19 protein-coding genes and 1 pseudogene are annotated in these 18,488 nt (G+C 41.0%); all 20 read left to right on the top strand.

Translation table 11 applies throughout. From position 1 onward, the window contains the following. The first annotated feature begins 3 nt into the window (after nucleotides 1-3). The 20 genes and pseudogenes from recJ to ligA all read left to right on the top strand — a co-directional run bounded on the left by recJ (nucleotide 4) and on the right by ligA (nucleotide 18,463). Nucleotides 4-2,046, top strand: coding sequence for a single-stranded-DNA-specific exonuclease RecJ (gene recJ / locus AC2HW8_RS04905; protein WP_303666971.1), 2,043 nt, complete (start codon nucleotides 4-6; stop codon nucleotides 2,044-2,046). Continuing rightward, the gene (locus tag AC2HW8_RS04910) at nucleotides 2,046-4,244 is read left to right on the top strand and encodes a RelA/SpoT family protein (RefSeq protein WP_173018959.1); all 2,199 of its coding nucleotides are present in this window, start codon (nucleotides 2,046-2,048) and stop codon (nucleotides 4,242-4,244) included. Before recJ ends, AC2HW8_RS04910 begins: the two co-directional genes overlap by 1 nt. A gap of 15 nt (nucleotides 4,245-4,259) precedes the next feature. Then, the gene (dtd, locus tag AC2HW8_RS04915) at nucleotides 4,260-4,715 is read left to right on the top strand and encodes a D-aminoacyl-tRNA deacylase (RefSeq protein WP_119251628.1); all 456 of its coding nucleotides are present in this window, start codon (nucleotides 4,260-4,262) and stop codon (nucleotides 4,713-4,715) included. Next, nucleotides 4,712-5,338, top strand: coding sequence for an MBL fold metallo-hydrolase (locus AC2HW8_RS04920; RefSeq protein ID WP_021884177.1), 627 nt, complete (start codon nucleotides 4,712-4,714; stop codon nucleotides 5,336-5,338). The genes dtd and AC2HW8_RS04920 overlap by 4 nt, the downstream gene beginning before the upstream one ends. Before the next feature lies 1 nt (nucleotide 5,339). Further along, on the top strand, nucleotides 5,340-6,779 hold the full coding sequence (gene hemZ, locus AC2HW8_RS04925; RefSeq protein ID WP_484327221.1) for a coproporphyrinogen dehydrogenase HemZ: 1,440 nt from the start codon (nucleotides 5,340-5,342) through the stop codon (nucleotides 6,777-6,779). Between the two features lie 146 nt (nucleotides 6,780-6,925). After that, nucleotides 6,926-7,321, top strand: a complete 396-nt coding sequence (locus tag AC2HW8_RS04930; protein WP_015524041.1) for a zinc ribbon domain-containing protein — start codon at nucleotides 6,926-6,928, stop codon at nucleotides 7,319-7,321. Between the two features lie 24 nt (nucleotides 7,322-7,345). Next, nucleotides 7,346-9,202, top strand: a complete 1,857-nt coding sequence (locus tag AC2HW8_RS04935) for a putative polysaccharide biosynthesis protein (RefSeq protein WP_101106091.1) — start codon at nucleotides 7,346-7,348, stop codon at nucleotides 9,200-9,202. A gap of 78 nt (nucleotides 9,203-9,280) precedes the next feature. Continuing rightward, the gene (gene mazG / locus AC2HW8_RS04940; protein WP_015524040.1) at nucleotides 9,281-10,081 is read left to right on the top strand and encodes a nucleoside triphosphate pyrophosphohydrolase; all 801 of its coding nucleotides are present in this window, start codon (nucleotides 9,281-9,283) and stop codon (nucleotides 10,079-10,081) included. A gap of 16 nt (nucleotides 10,082-10,097) precedes the next feature. Beyond that, nucleotides 10,098-10,373, top strand: coding sequence for an HU family DNA-binding protein (locus tag AC2HW8_RS04945; RefSeq protein WP_015524039.1), 276 nt, complete (start codon nucleotides 10,098-10,100; stop codon nucleotides 10,371-10,373). Nucleotides 10,374-10,461: 88 nt separating this feature from the next. Next, on the top strand, nucleotides 10,462-10,704 hold the full coding sequence (locus AC2HW8_RS04950) for an RNA-binding S4 domain-containing protein (RefSeq protein ID WP_015524038.1): 243 nt from the start codon (nucleotides 10,462-10,464) through the stop codon (nucleotides 10,702-10,704). A gap of 381 nt (nucleotides 10,705-11,085) precedes the next feature. After that, nucleotides 11,086-11,223, top strand: a pseudogene (locus tag AC2HW8_RS04955) (cysteine peptidase family C39 domain-containing protein); the annotation flags it as partial. Nucleotides 11,224-11,285: 62 nt separating this feature from the next. Then, on the top strand, nucleotides 11,286-11,558 hold the full coding sequence (yabP, locus tag AC2HW8_RS04960; RefSeq protein ID WP_015524037.1) for a sporulation protein YabP: 273 nt from the start codon (nucleotides 11,286-11,288) through the stop codon (nucleotides 11,556-11,558). 8 nt (nucleotides 11,559-11,566) lie between these two features. Then, on the top strand, nucleotides 11,567-11,923 hold the full coding sequence (gene yabQ, locus AC2HW8_RS04965) for a spore cortex biosynthesis protein YabQ (RefSeq protein ID WP_484327222.1): 357 nt from the start codon (nucleotides 11,567-11,569) through the stop codon (nucleotides 11,921-11,923). Between the two features lie 108 nt (nucleotides 11,924-12,031). Next, nucleotides 12,032-12,406: an FtsB family cell division protein gene (locus AC2HW8_RS04970; RefSeq protein WP_015524036.1), complete on the top strand. Its 375-nt coding sequence runs from the start codon at nucleotides 12,032-12,034 to the stop codon at nucleotides 12,404-12,406. A gap of 36 nt (nucleotides 12,407-12,442) precedes the next feature. Continuing rightward, entirely contained in the window at nucleotides 12,443-12,934 is a 492-nt protein-coding gene (locus AC2HW8_RS04975) for a S1 RNA-binding domain-containing protein (RefSeq protein WP_015524035.1), read from the top strand. Between the two features lie 26 nt (nucleotides 12,935-12,960). Further along, the gene (hpf, locus tag AC2HW8_RS04980) at nucleotides 12,961-13,497 is read left to right on the top strand and encodes a ribosome hibernation-promoting factor, HPF/YfiA family (RefSeq protein ID WP_015524034.1); all 537 of its coding nucleotides are present in this window, start codon (nucleotides 12,961-12,963) and stop codon (nucleotides 13,495-13,497) included. A gap of 96 nt (nucleotides 13,498-13,593) precedes the next feature. Then, complete coding sequence (locus AC2HW8_RS04985) at nucleotides 13,594-14,709, top strand: THUMP domain-containing class I SAM-dependent RNA methyltransferase (RefSeq protein WP_021884184.1); 1,116 nt, start codon at nucleotides 13,594-13,596, stop codon at nucleotides 14,707-14,709. Nucleotides 14,710-14,805: 96 nt separating this feature from the next. After that, nucleotides 14,806-15,753 carry a hypothetical protein gene (locus AC2HW8_RS04990; RefSeq protein ID WP_484327223.1) on the top strand — a complete coding sequence of 316 codons (948 nt, stop codon included), beginning with the start codon at nucleotides 14,806-14,808 and terminating at the stop codon, nucleotides 15,751-15,753. A gap of 83 nt (nucleotides 15,754-15,836) precedes the next feature. Then, complete coding sequence (locus AC2HW8_RS04995; RefSeq protein WP_015524032.1) at nucleotides 15,837-16,415, top strand: hypothetical protein; 579 nt, start codon at nucleotides 15,837-15,839, stop codon at nucleotides 16,413-16,415. 62 nt (nucleotides 16,416-16,477) lie between these two features. Then, nucleotides 16,478-18,463, top strand: coding sequence for an NAD-dependent DNA ligase LigA (gene ligA / locus AC2HW8_RS05000; protein WP_484327224.1), 1,986 nt, complete (start codon nucleotides 16,478-16,480; stop codon nucleotides 18,461-18,463). The last annotated feature ends 25 nt before the right edge of the window (nucleotides 18,464-18,488 follow it).

Raw genomic sequence — 18,488 nt, forward strand, 5'->3', positions numbered from 1 at the left:
ATTTTGAAGCTGTGGTCGGTTGCAAAACTTGATAAAACTAAGGCGGGGGAGATTCAGTCCCGCTATGAGCTGCCTGCAATTGTTGCAATGCTGCTTCAGATACGGAATATTACAACGAAAGATGAAATTGAAGGCTTTCTTTACAACGATTCTTTCATTGCCGATCCGTTTGAAATAAAAGATATGGATAAGGCTGTTGAACGCATTAACAAGGCGCTTGATTGCGGTGAACCGATTTGTGTTTACGGTGATTATGATGCCGATGGTGTCACCTCAACAGCACTTTTATATTCTTACCTTGAAACAATTGACGCAAACGCAATGTACTATATTCCGTCCCGTGAAACCGAGGGCTACGGAATGAACAAAAACGCTGTTGACAAACTCAATGAGCGTGGAATAAAACTCATAATTACGGTTGATAACGGAATTGCGGCAGCACAGGAGGTTGCATACGCAAGCTCACTCGGAATTGATACCGTGGTCACAGACCACCATATGCCCTCAGGTGAGTTGCCAAAGGCTTGTGCCGTAGTTGACTTGCACAGAGAGGATTGTAAAAGCAGATTCAAAAATCTTTCGGGGGTGGGTGTTGCCTTCAAGCTGATTATGGCGCTTGAAGGCGAATACTGCGACACAACCACCTTGCTTGACAACTATTCCGACCTTTTGAGCATCGGCACAATCGGTGATGTTGTTGAGTTGAAGGATGAAAACCGAGTATTTGTCAAACACGGACTTGAAAGCATTACAAATACCGACCGTCCCGGACTGCAGGCGCTTATCAAAAATTCCGGTCTTACGGGAAAAACCGTATCTTCAACAAATGTGTCATTTACAATTGTTCCGAGAATAAATGCAGTAGGACGACTCGGTTTGTCCGAAAAATCGGTGTCGCTTCTTCTTACGGAAGATTATGATGAGGCGGCTGAAATTTCATCGCAGCTCTGCGTTGACAACTCCGAAAGGCAAGAGATTGAGCGTGATATTCTTGAAAAAATTGACGGAATAATCCGCAGAAAACCATCGCTTGTCAATGATAAAATCATAGTAATTGACGGTGAAAACTGGCATCAGGGCGTAATCGGACTTATTGCCGCCAAAGTCAAAGAGGCTTACGGCAAGCCGGCAATCGTCATTTCAAAGCTCGGTGATATTGCAAAGGGCTCGGGCAGAAGTGTTGAGGGGTTTCCTCTTTGTGACGCTGTTTTTGCCTGTTCGGATCTTCTCACACACAGAGGCGGTCATCCTATGGCTGTCGGGCTTTCTCTTGATTCCGAGAATATCCCTGCTTTTCGCAGGAAAATAAACGAATTTGCCGACAATTTCGGCAAGATGCCGTATGATAAAATCAACATTGAGTGCAAGCTCAATCCGGCATACATAAACCTTGATTTGATTGATTCTCTGTCGCTTATGCAACCCTACGGTGCCGGCAATCCGACGCCTGTTTTCGGTTTGTACAATATGACATTGAAGAACATTACTCCGCTTTCGGCAAACAGGCATTTAAGACTCACTCTGTCCCGCAATAACATACAGATTACTGCAATGAAATTCTTTACATCAACCGAAGAATTTCCGTATAAAATCGGTGAAACACTTGATCTTGCAGTAAATCTTGACCGCAATGAGTACAACGGAAATGTGTCTGTTTCCGTAATTGTCAAAGATATAAAATCTTCGGACTGCGATACCGAAAAGCTCCTTGACAGCCGTACAAACTATGAGGATTTTTGCAGAGGAAAACAGCTTGACCGCTCACAGCTTTCGGATTTAATGCCCGACAGAAACGATTTTGCATTGCTTTACAGATATCTGAAAAGCAACGGCGGTTACGCTTTTGAAACCGCAACTTTGGTTCACATGCTTGACAACAGGCTGTCTTTTGGTAAAATTAAAGTGATACTTGAGGCCATGAGAGAGCTCAGGCTTATCGAAATTTCAGAGGGAATGAAAACCTCAAAAATTTCAGTCCTGCCCGTAAACGGCAGGGTTGACCTCGAATCAGCCCCGATTATCAAGAAATTAAGGGAGGTATTCTGATGGGTAAATTTTCAAATGTTGCACACTATCAGGATTTTACGGAACTGAAAAAGATTCTTTCCGCATCTGCTGCCAACACTTACGATATGGATAAAATCGAAAAGGCATATAAATTTGCCGAAAAAGCTCACGGTGACCAGCGCAGAGTATCGGGAATTCCGTACATTCTTCATCCCGTTTCGGTAGCCTGTATTGTTGCAGAGCTCGGTATGGATACCGATTCCGTCTGCGGTGCATTGCTTCATGACACAGTAGAGGACACAGGAGTCACACTTGAAGAGGTTACAAAGCTTTTCGGTGCGGATGTTGCCAAGCTGATTGACGGCGTTACAAAAATTTCAAAAATTCCGTACTCAACCCGTGAACAGCAACAGGCTGAAAATATAAGAAAAATGCTTATCGCAATGGCTGATGATATCCGTGTAATTATCATCAAGCTTGCCGACAGGCTTCATAATATGCGTACAATGAATTGTATGCCGGAACAAAAAAGAAGAGATAAATCACTTGAAAATATGCAGGTGTTTGCTCCGATTGCTCATCGGCTCGGTATTAAAACCATAAAAGACGAACTTGAGGATCGTTCTCTTCAGTACCTTGATCCAATCGGCTATAAGGAAATCGAAGACGATCTTCTTATGACCGAAGAGGGTCGTGACAAGTTTATTGAATCCATTAAGAACCAGATTCTCGCAAAAACCGAGGGTACAATCCCCGGTGTGTATATCAGCGGTCGAGTAAAGAGTATTAACAGTATTTACCGCAAAACATATATGCAGGGCAAAACAATGGATCAGATTTTTGATATTTTTGCCGTGCGTGTAATCGTTGATACAGTATCCGATTGCTACAATGTTCTCGGTGTAGTGCATGATATATTCAAGCCTATTCCTAACCGCTTCAAGGACTATATATCAATGCCTAAGCCGAATATGTACCAGTCGCTCCATACAACCGTACTCGACAAAAACGCAATTCCTTTTGAAATTCAGATAAGAACATGGGAAATGCATTACACCGCCGAATACGGAATCGCCGCCCATTGGAAGTATAAGCTTGGAATGGGCGCAGGCGGCAAAAATAATGACAAAATGGAGGAGAACATCAAAAAGGTCAAGGATATGATTCTTGATCAGCTTGAGGCAGAAGATGTTACCGACATTGCAAAGAATATCAGAAACGATTTTACGGAAAACGATGTTTATGTGTTCAGCCCGAGAGGCGATGTGTTCAATCTTCCGCAGGGGTCAACTCCGATTGATATGGCTTATCTTATTCACACACAGGTAGGTCACAGAATGGTCGGTGCTAAAATCAACGGAAAGATCGTTCCGATTGACTATAAGCTTAAAACAGGCGATATCTGCGAAATTATCACCCAAAAAGAGGAACACCCAAACAGGGGATGGGTTGATATCTGTAAAACCGCATCGGCAAAATCAAAAATCCGCTCATGGTATAAGCATGAAAAGCGTGATGAAAATATTGCCGAAGGCAGGCAGATGCTTGACAAGGAGTTCAAGCGCCACGGCATCAATCTTTCCGAAGAAGAATATCCCGAGTTTCTCCAGAAACTGATGATTAAAAAGCAGTATAATTCCATGGATGATTTCTATGCCGCAGTAGGCTACGGCGGTATTCAGCTTTGGAAGATAATGCCAAGGCTCAAAGAAGAATATCAGAAAGCATATGCGTCAGATATTGAAGAAATTGATGTTCCGCAAGCACCCGTAAAGCGACCGAAGGCATCCGCAGGCGTTGTAATTGAGGGTGCAGACGATGTTCTTGTAAAATTCTCAAAGTGCTGCAATCCTCTGCCGGGTGACGATATTATCGGCTATATTACAAGGGGCTACGGCGTTTCAATTCATAAAAGGCATTGCACGAATGTGCCGAAAGATATCAGTAAAAGTGAAGAACCCGAAAGATGGGTAAGCTGTTACTGGGAGGACGAGGTAGGAGAGGCGTTCAGAAGTACGCTCCAGATCACCGCAACCGACAGAACAGGACTTCTTGCAGATGTTACAATCAAGCTTTCGGATATGCACATTTTTATACATTCGCTTAATTCAAGAGAGGCCGGCAACGGCACTGCCGTAGTTACCGCAACAATTGATGTAATGGGCAGAAATCACCTCCGTGGTGTAATTTCAAAGCTTTCCGACATCAACGGAACAATCGAAGTAAAAAGACTGTAATTGAGGTTATAATTTATGAAAGCAATTTTACAAAGAGTTACCATGGCCAAGGTTGAAGTTGATTCAAAAACCGTGGGCGAAATCGGTACGGGTTTTCTTATTCTTCTCGGAGTTGAAAACGGTGACACCGAAAAAGAGGCGGACGCACTTGCCGCAAAAATTGCAGGTCTGAGAATTTTTACGGATGAAAATGATAAAATGAATCTTGCTCTTGCCGATGTAAACGGTTCGGTGCTTGTAATTTCAAACTTTACCCTCTGCGCCGACTGCTCACACGGCAGACGCCCTAACTTTATGGCTGCCGCAAGACCTGACACAGCCGATCCGCTCTACGAATATTTCTGCAAAAAAATGCACGATAACGGAATTGAGCGTGTTGAAAAGGGAATTTTCGGTGCCGATATGAAGGTTTCTCTTGTGAATGACGGTCCCGTTACTATTGAAATCAACACAAAGGATTTGAAAATATGATAGATGTAAAAATTTTTAATGTTACGGTTCTTATGACAAACTGTTGTTTGCTTACAGACAGAAAAACAGGCAAAATGGCTGTAACCGATCCGGGCGCACCGAATGAAGAACTCAATTCTGAAATTGAGAAAAACGGCGGAAAGCTTGAATATGTAATTCTTACACACGGTCACTACGATCACATAAGCTATGCAAAACAGCTTGCGGAAAAGTTTGACGCAAAAATTGTTACGGGCGAGAAGAATAACGAATTTCTCAGCAATCCTACACTCAATCTTACCGAAAAGCACAGACTTTCACTCAAACCGTTCTCAGCCGATATTCTGCTTAAAGACGGTGACAATTTCATGCTCGGCAACACTGAAATCAAATATATCACCACGCCGGGACATACAAGCGGTTGCGGTTCATATATTTTTGATGACACGATTATTTCGGGAGATACTCTTTTCTGCGAATCATACGGCAGAACAGACTTTCCCACAGGTGACGATGCCGAAATGGCAAAGTCAATCAGAAAGCTTAAAAATCTTGAGGGTGATTATCGTGTAATTCCCGGTCACGGACCGACAACAACCCTTGACCACGAGAGAAAATACAATCCGCTGATGAGGATTCTTTAATATGAATTTATATGTAAAAAATCACAATTTTCATTTTGAACTTGAAAATCTTACAAGGCTTTTCTTTCCAAATGAAAAAATAACGGTAATAAGAGATTTTTCAGAACCACAGCCTCCGTGTATCTATACGGAGGTTTCGGATAAAATCACAATTTCGGTGAATATCGGCTCTTTTAATAAGTCCGAAACAGCTGTGAAAAAGCTTACGGATGATGACAACGAGCTTGTTTCGGCACAACTTTTGTACAAACTCCTTTGTGATTTTACGGGACTTACACAGCCGTGGGGAATACTTACGGGAGTTCGCCCCGTAAAGCTTTTAAGACGACTTGCCGAAGAATCAAATGAAGAACAGGCTGTAAAAAAGTTTGAAAACGATTTTTTTGTCAGCAACGAAAAAATAGCATTGTCAAGGGAAACCGAGCATAACGAACGAAAAATTCTTGAACTTTCAAAACCCGAATCGTTCAGTCTTTATGTCGGAATCCCTTTTTGTCCGTCAAGGTGCAGTTATTGCTCATTTGTAATGGCGTCAATCGAAAGGGCTGAAAAGCTGATTGAACCGTACACAAAGCTATTATGCGAAGAAATTAAACGGACAGCCGAAATTGCAAACAAGCTTGGTTTAAGGCTTGAAACCGTATATTTCGGCGGCGGCACTCCCACTACTCTGAGTGCCGAACAGCTTGATACGGTGCTTAGAACAGTAAACAAAAGCTTTGATATGTCAACCTGTCGTGAATTTACTGTCGAGGCAGGTCGCCCCGATACAATTGACATTGCAAAACTTTTTGCTTTAAAAGAAAATAAAGTTGACCGAATCAGCATAAATCCGCAGACTGTAAACGATGAGGTGCTGAAAACTATCGGAAGAAAGCATACTGCTCAGCAGTTTTTTGACGCTTTTGAGCTTGCAAGAAAATGCGGCTTTGATAATATCAACACAGACCTCATTGCAGGCTTGCCGACAGATACCCCCGAAAGCTTTAAAAATTCACTTGATTCAATCGTCAGGCTGAATGCGGAATGTATCACGGTTCACACGCTGTGCATGAAAAGAGCGTCACGCCTTACAACCGAGGGAGTAACGCTTGATTTGCAACAGGCGAGAGATACAAGAGAAATGCTTGCATACACGCAGAATATTCTCGGACAAAACGAGTACATTCCGTACTATATGTATCGCCAGAGCAGAATGGTCGGTAATCTTGAAAATGTCGGCTGGTCAAAAAAAGGCTTTGAAAGCCTATACAATGTTTATGTTATGGACGAAACCCACACAATCCTTGCCTGCGGTTCGGGCGGTGTTACAAAACTGAAACGCAACAATCCCGATTATCTCGAAAGAATATTCAATTTTAAATATCCGTACGAATACATTGACCGTTTTGATGAACTTATTCAAAGAAAGTCCGGGATAATGCAGTTTTATGGTCAATAACACAGTTGATTAATGCTGTCAACGGTGTTATAATACGACATATGTGATTGCATACAGAAGTGAAATTGTCATATATTGAACAAAACAGAATTCTTGTTCATAATTTGTTTTTCTGATGAGATAATTTTAAGAAAGGTCGGATTAATATGGGAAAATTTGATGAAATTTTTGACGATGTAGTTGTCAATGCAAAAGCCTGTGCGTCTGCTGTTTCGCAGAAAGCGTCAACAGTTTATGATGTTTCAAAGCACAAGATTACTGCCGCTGAAATCAGAGGCGATATCAACAAAAAGCTTCGTGAACTCGGTGCTCTTACATACAAATCTGAGGTTCACGGAACAGACAATTCACAGCAGATTAAGCTTATCGTTTCGGAAATTTCCGATTTGAAAGATAATCTTGATGTTGTAAACGAACATATTGCCGTGGCAAAAGATCAGAGAAGATGTCCCGGATGCAATGCTGTTATTCCTAAAAATTCTGTATTCTGCAACATCTGCGGTATCAAGATTGACGATACTGATGAGGATTTTGAACTTTGATTTTTTATTAATGGGTGATTATTTTTGTCTAAATTAAAAACTAAAAAATACAATGCCGTTGCAAACGCTGAGAAGGACGCTTCTCAAACCTTTGTCAAAGGTGCGGCAATTCTTACTTTAAGTATGGTAATTGTCAAGGTTTTCGGACTTCTTGACAAGGTTATTCTTACAGGTATTTTCTCCGGTGTTTCTTTTGAACAGGCTGTTGCAGGCGGAACGGAAACCGTCAATTTTGCATCTTTCGGTCTGGGTCTTTACAGTAATGCCTACGAAATTTTTGTCGTAATTTTCACAGTTGCAACGGGCGGTCTGCCGATAGCAATTTCAAGACTTGTATCTGAAAGTACGGCACAAAAACGATTTAACGATGTAAAACAAATTCATAGGGTTTCAATTCCTTTCTTCGTTATTGTCGGCATTCTTTCATTTGCAATTCTTGTCGGTGCAAGCTTTATCTATGTTCAGATTATTGAGTCACCGTATTCATTGCTCGGTATGCTCTGCCTTTCTCCGACGGTATTATTCGGTTGCCTCGTTTCAATTTACAGAGGATACTATGAAGGTCAGCGCAACATGTTCCCGACTGCCGTTTCGGAAATTATAGAGGCAACAATCAAGCTCTTTATCGGTGCATTCCTCGCTTACATCATTGCGCACCTCGGTATGAATTCTTATGCTGAGTCAGGCACGGTTTTCGGACTTTACATTGCAAATCAAACCGAGGCTTATCAGACAATCGTTTCATTCTCGGTTGCCGGTGCAATTATGGGTATCACCCTCGGAAGCGCCGCATCATTTGTGTTCTATATTCTCAAATTTAAAATTCAGGGTGATGGAATTCCGGAAGAATACTACCGTAATTCCGTAGAGGCTCGTTCCAAAAGGGAAACTTTTAACAAGATTCTCAAAACAGCCATTCCTGTTGCAATGGGTTCACTCATTATGAGCGTAGGCTCGCTTATTGACCAGGTAATTGTTCAGCGTGTACTCCTCAATATGATTGAAACTAATCCGCAGGCTCTGCAGGCACAGTACAGTAAGTATTTTACAGCCGATATGTTCTATGCCGACACAAAGACAATCCACACCAGCCTTTGGGGCTGCTACTCAGCCGCCCTCACTTTTCTTCAGCTTGTAACAGCCGTAACACAGGTGTTCGGTTCAAGTGCTATGCCGAATGTAACAAGTGCATGGACAAAGGGCAACAAGGACGAACTCAAAAAGTCAATCGAAACTGTTATCCGCCTTACAATGCTTTTTACATTCCCGATGGCTCTCGGTATGATGGCACTTTCGTTCCCGATTATGGGACTTGTGTATAACGATCCGCTTATTACAGATGTCGGCGGAAGAATTCTCCTCATCATGGGTGTTACAACAATATTCGGTGCGGCGTCAACTCCTGTATGCAGTATGCTCCAGGGCATCGGCAGAGTTGACCTCCCGATGAAGCTATACACAGTTTGTATGGCTGTCAAGATCGGCATTACATGGATGTTTGTAAGCGTTCCGGAAATTAATGTTCAGGGTGCAACTGTTGGTTCAATGATTACCTATGCAATTATGACAATCGTAGGTATGTATCTGCTTATCAAGTATTCAAAAATCAAGCCTGATTTATTCGGTACAACAGTAAAACCGCTTATCGGTGCGATTGCAAGTGCCGCTTCGGCATTCGGCGCATATCACCTTATGGAAAGCATTATCGGCTCTGCAAGAATGTCAATTGCAGTTTCGCTTGCAGTTGCAATCTTTGTTGCGGTTATCGTTTATATTGCTGTGTTGTTGATATTGCGTGCTTTTACGGCAACAGAACTGAAATTTTTGCCGAAAGGTGAGAAAATTGCAAAAACACTTGAAAAATTAGGATTAATTAGGTAAAATATATATCTGTTGCGGTTGTTTCCGCTTCTCAGATAAAATTTGCATTGTCTAATAAGATTATCGGAGATGTCACGAATGAACTTTACAGAAAAAGAAAATTATAATTTTAATGACCTTGTTGAGATAGTAAAAATCCTTCGTGCACCCGATGGTTGTCCGTGGGACAGAGAACAGACTCACAAGTCAATCCGCTCAAATTTTATTGAGGAAACCTATGAGGCTGTTGAGGCAATTGATACCGACGACCTCGATTTGCTTAAAGAAGAACTCGGTGATGTTCTTCTGCAGGTTGCTCTGCATGCGGAAATTGAAAGTGAACAGGGAACATTTGATATAAACGATGTTTGTGACGGAATCTGCAAAAAGCTCATTATCCGTCATCCCCATGTTTTCGGTGATGTCAACGCTGACACTACCGAAAAGGTTCTCAAAAACTGGGATGCCATTAAGATGAAAACAAAATCCCAGAAAACTCAGACACAGGCAATTCTCAGCGTGTCAAAGGCACTTCCGTCACTCATGCGCAGTACAAAAATCCAGCAGAAGGCCGCTAAGGTCGGTTTTGACTGGGAGAATGTAAACGGTGCGCTTGATAAGCTTTTTGAAGAATGTGAAGAGCTTAAAGCCGCTGTTGAAAACAATGATGTTGAAAATCAGCGTGAAGAACTCGGTGATGTGCTTTTCTCAGCAGTTAATGTTGCAAGATTTTTGAACATTGACAGCGAACACGCACTCTACGATGCCTGTGACAAATTCACCGACCGTTTTTCGTCTGTTGAAAAGCTTGCAAACGAGCGTGGAATAGATATGAAAACGGCACCGTTATCTGTACTCGATTCCCTATGGGATGAAGTTAAATTATCAAAGAATTATTAATTGGAGGTTTATTATTATGAACAAAACAGAACTTATTGCTGCAGTTGCCGAGCAGAGCGGACTTTCAAAGAAGGATGCAGAAAAGGCAGTTTCTTCAACAATTGACACAATCATCAATACAGTAGCTGAAGGCGAAAAGATTCAGATCGCAGGTTTCGGCACATTTGAACAGCGTCAGAGAAATGCAAGAACAGGTTGTGACCCAAGAACAGGTAAATCAATCGAAATTCCTGCTTCAAAGGTTCCTGCATTCAAGGCAGGCAAGGGCTTTAAGGATGTAGTAAACAAGTAATCTTGTTTTATATTTCGGGTAATGGTACGCTGTATCATTACCCTTTTTTGTTAAAAATTTTTTATTAAAAATCGGAAGGGTTTATAATATGCGACTTGATAAATATTTAAAAGTATCCCGACTCATCAAACGCAGAACAGTTGCAAATGAGGCGTGTGACGCAGGCAAAATCACAGTTAATGACAAGGTTGCCCGTGCGTCCTATGATGTAAAAGTCGGTGATGTAATCGAAATCACACTCGGTTCAAAAAGTGTAAAGGTTAAGGTTACAGAGGTAAAAGAAGTTGTTCGCAAGGAAGATGCGGCAACAATGTATGAGGCGGCAGTCTGATTTTTTACCAAAATTAAAACACAAAATATTACTTTGGATGAAATTAGGTGAGTAGATTATGAATAAGACAATTAATTTAATATTGGCAATATTATCTGTAATTACTTACATTGGGATTATTGTAATGAAGTTTTACACACAGATAAATATACCCAATGGCTCTTTCGTAATAATGACTTTATTGTTCATTATTTCGGTATGCCAATTTTTAAATTCGTTAAAATAATCTACACACGAGGAGAATATGTGTATACCACGACATTCATCAGGTTTACTAGTAGGAATAATTATCAACTTAATAAATATAAATAAATCGTAAGTTGAGGTATTAAACTATGAAATATTGTTGTGTTAAACAATGTGATATAACTGATTGTGGTGCTTGGTTTTACGGCAAAGGGTGTAAAAGGCAATCAGGAGGCGTTCTTCTCTGAATTCCCTCTTCTTGCTATTACTCATGTTATTGTTGATGGCAATCTGATGCACTATGTTGTTATACATAAAATCTCAAAAAAAGAAGAATAATTTTATTTTTTTCTCCGTATAAATTACTGACAAATAATTTATACGGAGGTTTTTTTATGCAGGAAATGCCAAAGGCTAAGAATCATACGGTTATGCTTGATAACAGGGGGAAGCTTGTTATGACAGGCACGGAGGATGTGTCGGGCTTCAACGAGGAAACGGTGTCGGTAAAAACTTCCTGCGGTTGCCTTGTAATCAAAGGGGAAAATCTGCACATTGACAAGTTAAACCTTGAAACGGGAGATGTTTCAATTGACGGAAAAATTAACGCAATGCAATACCTCGGCAACGGTGCGTCAAAATCCAAACTTTCAAAACTCTTTAAGTAGGTGTAATCTTGGAGCTGACTTTTGCACAGCAGTCAACCGCCTTTCTCTGTTCACTTGTATTCGGAGCGGTGGCAGGATTGCTGTATGATATATTTAAAATAATCAGAATGACGCTTTGCAAAGGAAAAGCGTCGGTTTTTGTTACAGACTTTCTTTATGTTTTTATCGTATCACTTAATCTGTTTATTTTTTCCGTTGCATATATGCTGGGATTTTTCAGAGTGTTTGTAACGGTCGGTTCATTTCTCGGCTTTGTTATTTGTCGATTAACCCTCGGCAGACTTTTATCGTTTGTATATTGTCCGATGATTCGTTTCACGGAGAGTGTCTGTGTGAAAATTTCGCAAAAAATTAAAAAAATCTAAAAAAGCTATTGAAAAACAGCAACAACATATTGTATAATGAGGGTAAGAATAAAGGTATATTTAGAAACGATAATAATAATTCAGCAGAGAAAGCAGATAGTTTTGAAGATGAAAAAAAGCACAAAGAAAGTAAAAGAAAGCACTGCGGCTTCTCGGCAGACAGAAGACGGCGCAATAAAGGAGATAACTCCGAAAAAGCGTAAAAAAGGAAGATATATTCTGATTTATCTCGCAATTATCGGTTTTGTTTTTTATGCCGTAATTACAATTATCAATCAGAATGTTCAGATTGCCGAGAAAAAGGCAGAGCTTACGGATTTGCAACAGCAAATCAGCGTGGTTGAGATTCAGTCGCAGTATCTGAAAAAAGTTCAGAATTACAAGGGTGACGATCTTAAAAAATATATTGAAAAAATAGCTAAGGATGAATTAGGCTATGTCGGTGACGGTGAAAGAATTTTCATTAATGTTGCCGGAGAATAAAAGGGTAGAAATAATTTTAAGGGGTAATAAATTTTTATGGCTATTGAAGTCGGAATGATTCTGGAAGGCAAAGTATCAGGTATTACAAAATTCGGCGCATTTGTTGATTTGCCGGATTCAAAAACCGGTATGGTACATATCTCGGAGGTTGCACCTACCTTCATCAATGAAATCAGTGATTATGTAAAAGTCGGACAAGAAGTAAAGGTTAAGGTGCTTGCTCTTAATGACGGAAAAATCAGTCTGTCAATGAAACAGGCTCTCCCGAAAGAACAGCAACAGCAGAGAAAACGCTCTGACAGACCTCAAAGACAGAATCACAGAAGCAGAGAGCCATACAAGCCTGCTCCGCCCGTAACTTCACCGGGTGATTACGAGTGGCAGAGTTCACGCAGAAATGCTCCCTCTTCGTTTGAGGATATGATGTCAAAGTTCAAGCAGACAAGCGAGGATAAGATGTCCGATCTTAAGCGTGGCGGAGAAAGCCGTGGCTACAGCCGCAGAGGCAACGGCAACGGCAGAAAATAAAAAATTATATAAGGGAGGCAGATTTTATGAAAATCACCTACACAGCAAGAAAAGTCAACCTCAGAGATAACTTTAAGGAAAGATGCGAGAAAAAGCTTTCAAAGTTTAATCGTATTTTCTCAGAGGATGCTTCTGTCAATGTAGTTGTCACCCTCGAAAAGAACCGTCAGACTGTTGAAATTACAATCCGTGACAACGGTATGATTTATCGTGCCGAAAGCACAATGCCCGAAATGAATGACGCTCTTGACAAGGTTTGCGACATTCTTATGCGTCAGATTCGTAAGAATAAAACGAGGCTTGAAAAGAAAATTAAATCCGCCGGTATTGAAGATTTAATCACGGAAGCAGCTCAGACTGATGAACCGGAGGACGATGAATACAGCGTAGTTCGTAAAAAACATGTTCTTGTAAAACCGATTTCGGTTGATGAGGCTATTCTTGAAATGAATATGGTAAACCATAACTTCTTTATGTTTATCAATTCCGAGACAGATGAAATCAATGTTGTTTACAAGCGTGCAGACGGCAACTATGGTGTGCTCGAGCCGACAACCGATTAATTTTTTAAAAGCAAGGGGTATCGGTTATTCCGATACCCTGTTTTTTTGTCTTTCAGTCTTAATAGAATTTGTGTATCAATAAAACAGGAGATAAATATGACTATGAAATTTTCCGCTCCATGCATTTTCGGTCTTGAAGGTCTTTGTGCAAATGAGCTGAGATATCTCGGTGTTGAAAATGTCAATGCCGAAAACGGCAGAGTTACCTTTACAGGCGATTGGTCAACACTTGCACTTGCAAATATAAATTCCCGTTATGCGGAGCGAATACTCATTCTTCTTGCAGAATTTGAGGTTCACACCTTTGACGATTTGTTCGAGGGTGTAAAGGCAATCCCGTGGGAGGATTATATCGGAATTTCCGAGGCTTTTCCCGTAAAGGGAAGATGTCTTGATTCCGACCTTATGAGCGTTCCCGATTGTCAGAAAATCGTTAAAAAGGCAGTTGCAGACCGCCTTTCACAAAAATATATGCTCCCGTGGTTTGATGAAACAGGTGCTCCGCATCAGATTCAGTTTCTCATTCTTCGCAACAAGGTAAGTATTATGCTTGACACTTCGGGCGCAGGACTTCACAAGCGTGGATATCGTGCCGATTCAAATGATGCTCCTATAAAAGAAACACTTGCCGCCGCTATGGTTGACCTTTCAAGAGTAAGGGCAAACCACTTTGTAACCGATCCTATGTGCGGCAGCGGTACAATTCTTATTGAGGCGGCTATGAAAGCACTTAACATTGCTCCGGGACTTAACCGTTATTTTGCCTGTGAACATTGGAATTGTGTTCCGAAAGATGTTTTTGAAACAGCAAGAGAAAATGCAAGACAGAAAATAAGACACGACGCAACATTCAGGGCAACAGGTTACGATATAGATGATTCAGCCCTTGCAATCGCAAAGAAAAACGCAGAAATTGCAGGAGTTGCCGACAGAATAACATTTGCAAACCGTGATATTAAAGATTTTGAACTTGAGGACGGTTTTCAGACAATCATCACAAATCCGCCATACGGTGAACGATTACTTGATGTAAAATCAGCTGAAAAGCTGTATGCAGTTATGGGTGAACATTTTAAAAGAATGAAGGGTAAAAGCTACACCGTTATAAGTCCCGATGACGATTTTGAAAAAATCTTCGGCAGAAAGGCTGACAAACGCCGCAAACTTTATAACGGAACGCTTAAATGCGAACTTTATATGTATTTTAAATAATTTTCATTACATTTTAACGGCATAAAAAACAGTTGATTTTCTTTCATATTTATAGTATGATAGAAAGCGATGACTAAATTTAAGGAGGTATCACAGTTGGACGAGAATAAAGAAATCCTCACTTCTGAAAATGAGGCAGAGAATACCAACACAGATACAACAGCAGAAACAACAGAAAATACAACATTCGTTGCAGATGAGCCCACAGAAAGCGAAGAAATGTCTTTTGCTGAAACAGAACCTGCAAACGAAAACGGCGTGATTGCTCCGCAGCCAAAGAAAAAGAGTATTATTCAGCTTCCTATCATTATAGGTATCGTAATTGTTGCGGTTGCAGCAGCTACTCTTTTCGTAATCAAAGGATTTTTTGATACAAGCATTGTAGGAACATGGATTGAATCAGTTGATGTAACAGGCAATTCAGCATCATCCGACGAGGCGTTAAAGGTTGATGTTTACTACACATTTAACGGTGACAATACTCTCAATTACAGAATCGGTTCAATGGTTTGGAACGGTACATACACGGTTTCAACAGATGATTCGGGTAATCAGACACTTGCCATGACGCTTAACGGCAATGAAACAAGCTGTAACTACGCTGTTTCGGGTAATATGTTCTCCGGCAGAACTCTTGAGCTTTCAACTTCAACTGCTGCCAACAAGGTGAAACTCAAGTCAGGTTCAGAGGTTAAGCCTGAATTGAAGGTTGATAAGGACTTCAAGGCTGACAAGAAAATCACAGGTTCATGGACTTATGATAACGGTTACGCTAAGATGACATACAAGTTCAATGATGATGGTACTGTTGAAATCAACCAGTCAGACGCACTCAATGTTGACGGTACTTACTTAATCAAGAACGGCACAATCATCATCAAGTACTATTACACAGATGAAGTTGAAATGGATGTTGCTTATTCCGTAGAGAGCAACGGACTCAAGCTTAATGACATTCTCTATACAAAGGATGACGATTCGGCAAAAACTACAGCACCAGTAACCGAGGCGGCTACGGAAACAGCTACAACTTCAGCAAAGTAAATCTTTTGAACTTTTAATGCAGGGCAACGGCAGATTATCTGCTGTTGCCTTTTTAAAAATACAATAATATGAGGAGGATTAATATGACGCCGCAGGAAGAATTTATTGAAATCTACAACAAATATATCACAAGACAGGGTGCTGACGAGCTTTTGGAATGGCTCAAAAGAACCGATTTTTTTACCGCCCCTGCAAGTTCAAAATATCATTGTGCCTGTGAAAACGGTCTTGTAATGCACTCCGTCAGCGTGTTCAATACAATGATGGAAAAGCACTATGATGAAGAAACCGACAATATTGAAAGTTTTGCAATCTGCGGACTTCTTCACGATTTGTGCAAGGCTCAGTTCTACAAGGTTTCAAGCAGAAATGTTAAGAATGAAAAAACTGGTCAGTGGGAAAAAGTTCCGTATTATGCAATTGAAGATCAGTTTCCCTACGGTCACGGTGAAAAGTCTGTTTTTCTCATTGAACGCAAAATGCACCTTAAAATTGATGAGGCTATGGCAATTCGTTGGCATATGGGTGAATTCGGTGACAAAAACAGCAACACAATCAGTCAGGCATATGACAAGTATCCGCTTGCCGTAAAGCTTCACCTTGCAGACCTTGAATCAACCTTCCTCCGTGAAAAAGGAACTTCACAGGTTAATAACAGGTAATATTTTAAACACAGGTGCAGATACTTATTTTACCGATAAATTTATGATATGGGGAAACCAAAATGGATTTTATAACAGCTCAGAATCGTGCCCAAGAGCTTACAAAACAGCTTGAATACCACAACAACCTTTACTACAATCAGGATGAGCCGGAAATCTCCGACTACGATTACGATATGCTCATGCGTGAACTTGAGAATATCGAAAAGGAATTTCCGTCACTCAAATCTCCTATGTCACCGACAAACCGTGTCGGAGGTAATGCAGGAGAAAAGTTTTCTCCCGTTACTCATGAGGTTGTAATGGAAAGCCTTCACGATAGTTTTTCACACGAAGAGCTTCGTGAATTTGACGCAAGAGTGCGAGAAACCGTGCCGAATGTACGCTATGTTGTTGAACCTAAATTTGACGGTCTTTCCGTATCGTGCGAATATGAAAACGGTGTTTTTGTAAGAGGTTCAACCCGTGGCGACGGCTCTGTAGGTGAAGATGTAACCGAAAATCTTATGACAATTAAGAGTCTGCCAAAGCGTATTCCGAATGCACCCGAATATCTCGAGGTTCGTGGTGAGGTGTATATGTCGTTCAATTCGTTTGATGCACTCACTCGCAGACAGGAAGAAAACGAGGAAAAAACCTTTAAAAATCCACGAAATGCCGCCGCAGGATCACTTCGTCAGAAAAATGCAAAAATAACCGCTCAGAGAAGTCTTGATATATTCGTGTTCAATATCCAGCAAATCAGAGGAATGACGATTGAAAGCCATATTCAGGGGCTTGACTATCTTACGGAACTCGGCTTTCCGACTGCATTTTACAGCGTTTACGATAATGTTGACGAGGTGATTGAGGAAATTGAGCGCATAGGAAATATGCGTGGAGAGCTTGATTATGCAATTGACGGCGCTGTTGTCAAGGTTGACAGCTTTGCAAGCCGCCGACTTCTCGGCAGTACCGCAAAATATCCCAAATGGGCGGAGGCATATAAATATCCTCCCGAGGAGAAGCCTACTAAACTCCTCAATATCGAAATCAATGTCGGCAGAACAGGTGTGCTTACTCCTGTAGGCAACTTTGAACCCATACTTCTTGCAGGAACAACAGTAAGCCGTGCCACACTCCACAATAAAGATTTTATAGATGAAAAAGGTATTTGCGTAGGAGATACGGTTATAATCAGAAAAGCAGGCGAGATTATTCCCGAAGTTCTGTCAGTTAAGGAACACGCTGAAAATGCCGTGCCGTTTGAATTTCCGTCCGTATGCCCGTCTTGCGGTAACCCTGTTACACACGATGAGGGCGAGGCGGCAATCCGTTGTACAAACACAGACTGTCCCGCACAGCTGACAAGACATCTTATTCACTTTGTAAGCCGTGACGCAATGGATATTGACGGACTCGGTCCTGCAATTCTTGAACAGCTTTCAGATGAAGGACTTGTAAAATCTCCTGCCGACCTCTACAGACTTAAAGCAGAAGATATTTCAAGCCTTGAACGCAAGGCTGAAAAGTCTGCTCAGAATCTTATTTCTTCAATAGAAAAATCAAAAGAAAACGAACTTTTCAGACTTGTTTTTGCTCTCGGAATCCGTAACATAGGTCTTAAAGCCGCAAAGATAATCTGCGAAAATTTTGCAACAATTGACGATATTATGAGCGCAAAGGCTGAGGATTTTGAAAAAATAGACGGTTTCGGTGCTGTTATGGCAGAAAGCCTTGAAAATTATTTTTCACTTGACGGCACAAAGGAGCTTATTGCAGACCTTAAATCGCTCGGATTAAAAATGAAACCGTCACAGCCGAAAAATACAGGCGGTCTTTTTGAGGGCAAAACCTTTGTCCTCACAGGCACACTTCCCACAATGACAAGAAGTGAAGCATCAAAACTCATTGAACAGAACGGCGGCAAAACAAGCTCATCAGTTTCAAAAAAGACTTCATATGTCTTGGCAGGCGAAGATGCCGGCAGTAAACTAACCAAAGCCCAAACCTTAGGCGTTGCAATAATTTCCGAAGAAGAATTAAAAGAAATGCTGTCAATGAAATAGTTACAATAAATACTTGACACTGTTT

It is taken from the genome of Ruminococcoides sp. (assembly GCF_057037865.1).

What these genes read in the sequence shown, in the direction of transcription:
- AC2HW8_RS04910 (WP_173018959.1), top strand. Translation starts at nt 2,046, where the DNA reads ATGGGTAAATTTTCAAATGTTGCACACTATCAGGATTTTACGGAACTG.
- dtd (WP_119251628.1), top strand. Translation starts at nt 4,260, where the DNA reads ATGAAAGCAATTTTACAAAGAGTTACCATGGCCAAGGTTGAAGTTGAT.
- AC2HW8_RS04920 (WP_021884177.1), top strand. Translation starts at nt 4,712, where the DNA reads ATGATAGATGTAAAAATTTTTAATGTTACGGTTCTTATGACAAACTGT.
- hemZ (WP_484327221.1), top strand. Translation starts at nt 5,340, where the DNA reads ATGAATTTATATGTAAAAAATCACAATTTTCATTTTGAACTTGAAAAT.
- AC2HW8_RS04930 (WP_015524041.1), top strand. Translation starts at nt 6,926, where the DNA reads ATGGGAAAATTTGATGAAATTTTTGACGATGTAGTTGTCAATGCAAAA.
- mazG (WP_015524040.1), top strand. Translation starts at nt 9,281, where the DNA reads ATGAACTTTACAGAAAAAGAAAATTATAATTTTAATGACCTTGTTGAG.
- AC2HW8_RS04945 (WP_015524039.1), top strand. Translation starts at nt 10,098, where the DNA reads ATGAACAAAACAGAACTTATTGCTGCAGTTGCCGAGCAGAGCGGACTT.
- AC2HW8_RS04950 (WP_015524038.1), top strand. Translation starts at nt 10,462, where the DNA reads ATGCGACTTGATAAATATTTAAAAGTATCCCGACTCATCAAACGCAGA.
- yabP (WP_015524037.1), top strand. Translation starts at nt 11,286, where the DNA reads ATGCAGGAAATGCCAAAGGCTAAGAATCATACGGTTATGCTTGATAAC.
- AC2HW8_RS04970 (WP_015524036.1), top strand. Translation starts at nt 12,032, where the DNA reads ATGAAAAAAAGCACAAAGAAAGTAAAAGAAAGCACTGCGGCTTCTCGG.
- AC2HW8_RS04975 (WP_015524035.1), top strand. Translation starts at nt 12,443, where the DNA reads ATGGCTATTGAAGTCGGAATGATTCTGGAAGGCAAAGTATCAGGTATT.
- hpf (WP_015524034.1), top strand. Translation starts at nt 12,961, where the DNA reads ATGAAAATCACCTACACAGCAAGAAAAGTCAACCTCAGAGATAACTTT.
- AC2HW8_RS04985 (WP_021884184.1), top strand. Translation starts at nt 13,594, where the DNA reads ATGACTATGAAATTTTCCGCTCCATGCATTTTCGGTCTTGAAGGTCTT.
- AC2HW8_RS04995 (WP_015524032.1), top strand. Translation starts at nt 15,837, where the DNA reads ATGACGCCGCAGGAAGAATTTATTGAAATCTACAACAAATATATCACA.
- ligA (WP_484327224.1), top strand. Translation starts at nt 16,478, where the DNA reads ATGGATTTTATAACAGCTCAGAATCGTGCCCAAGAGCTTACAAAACAG.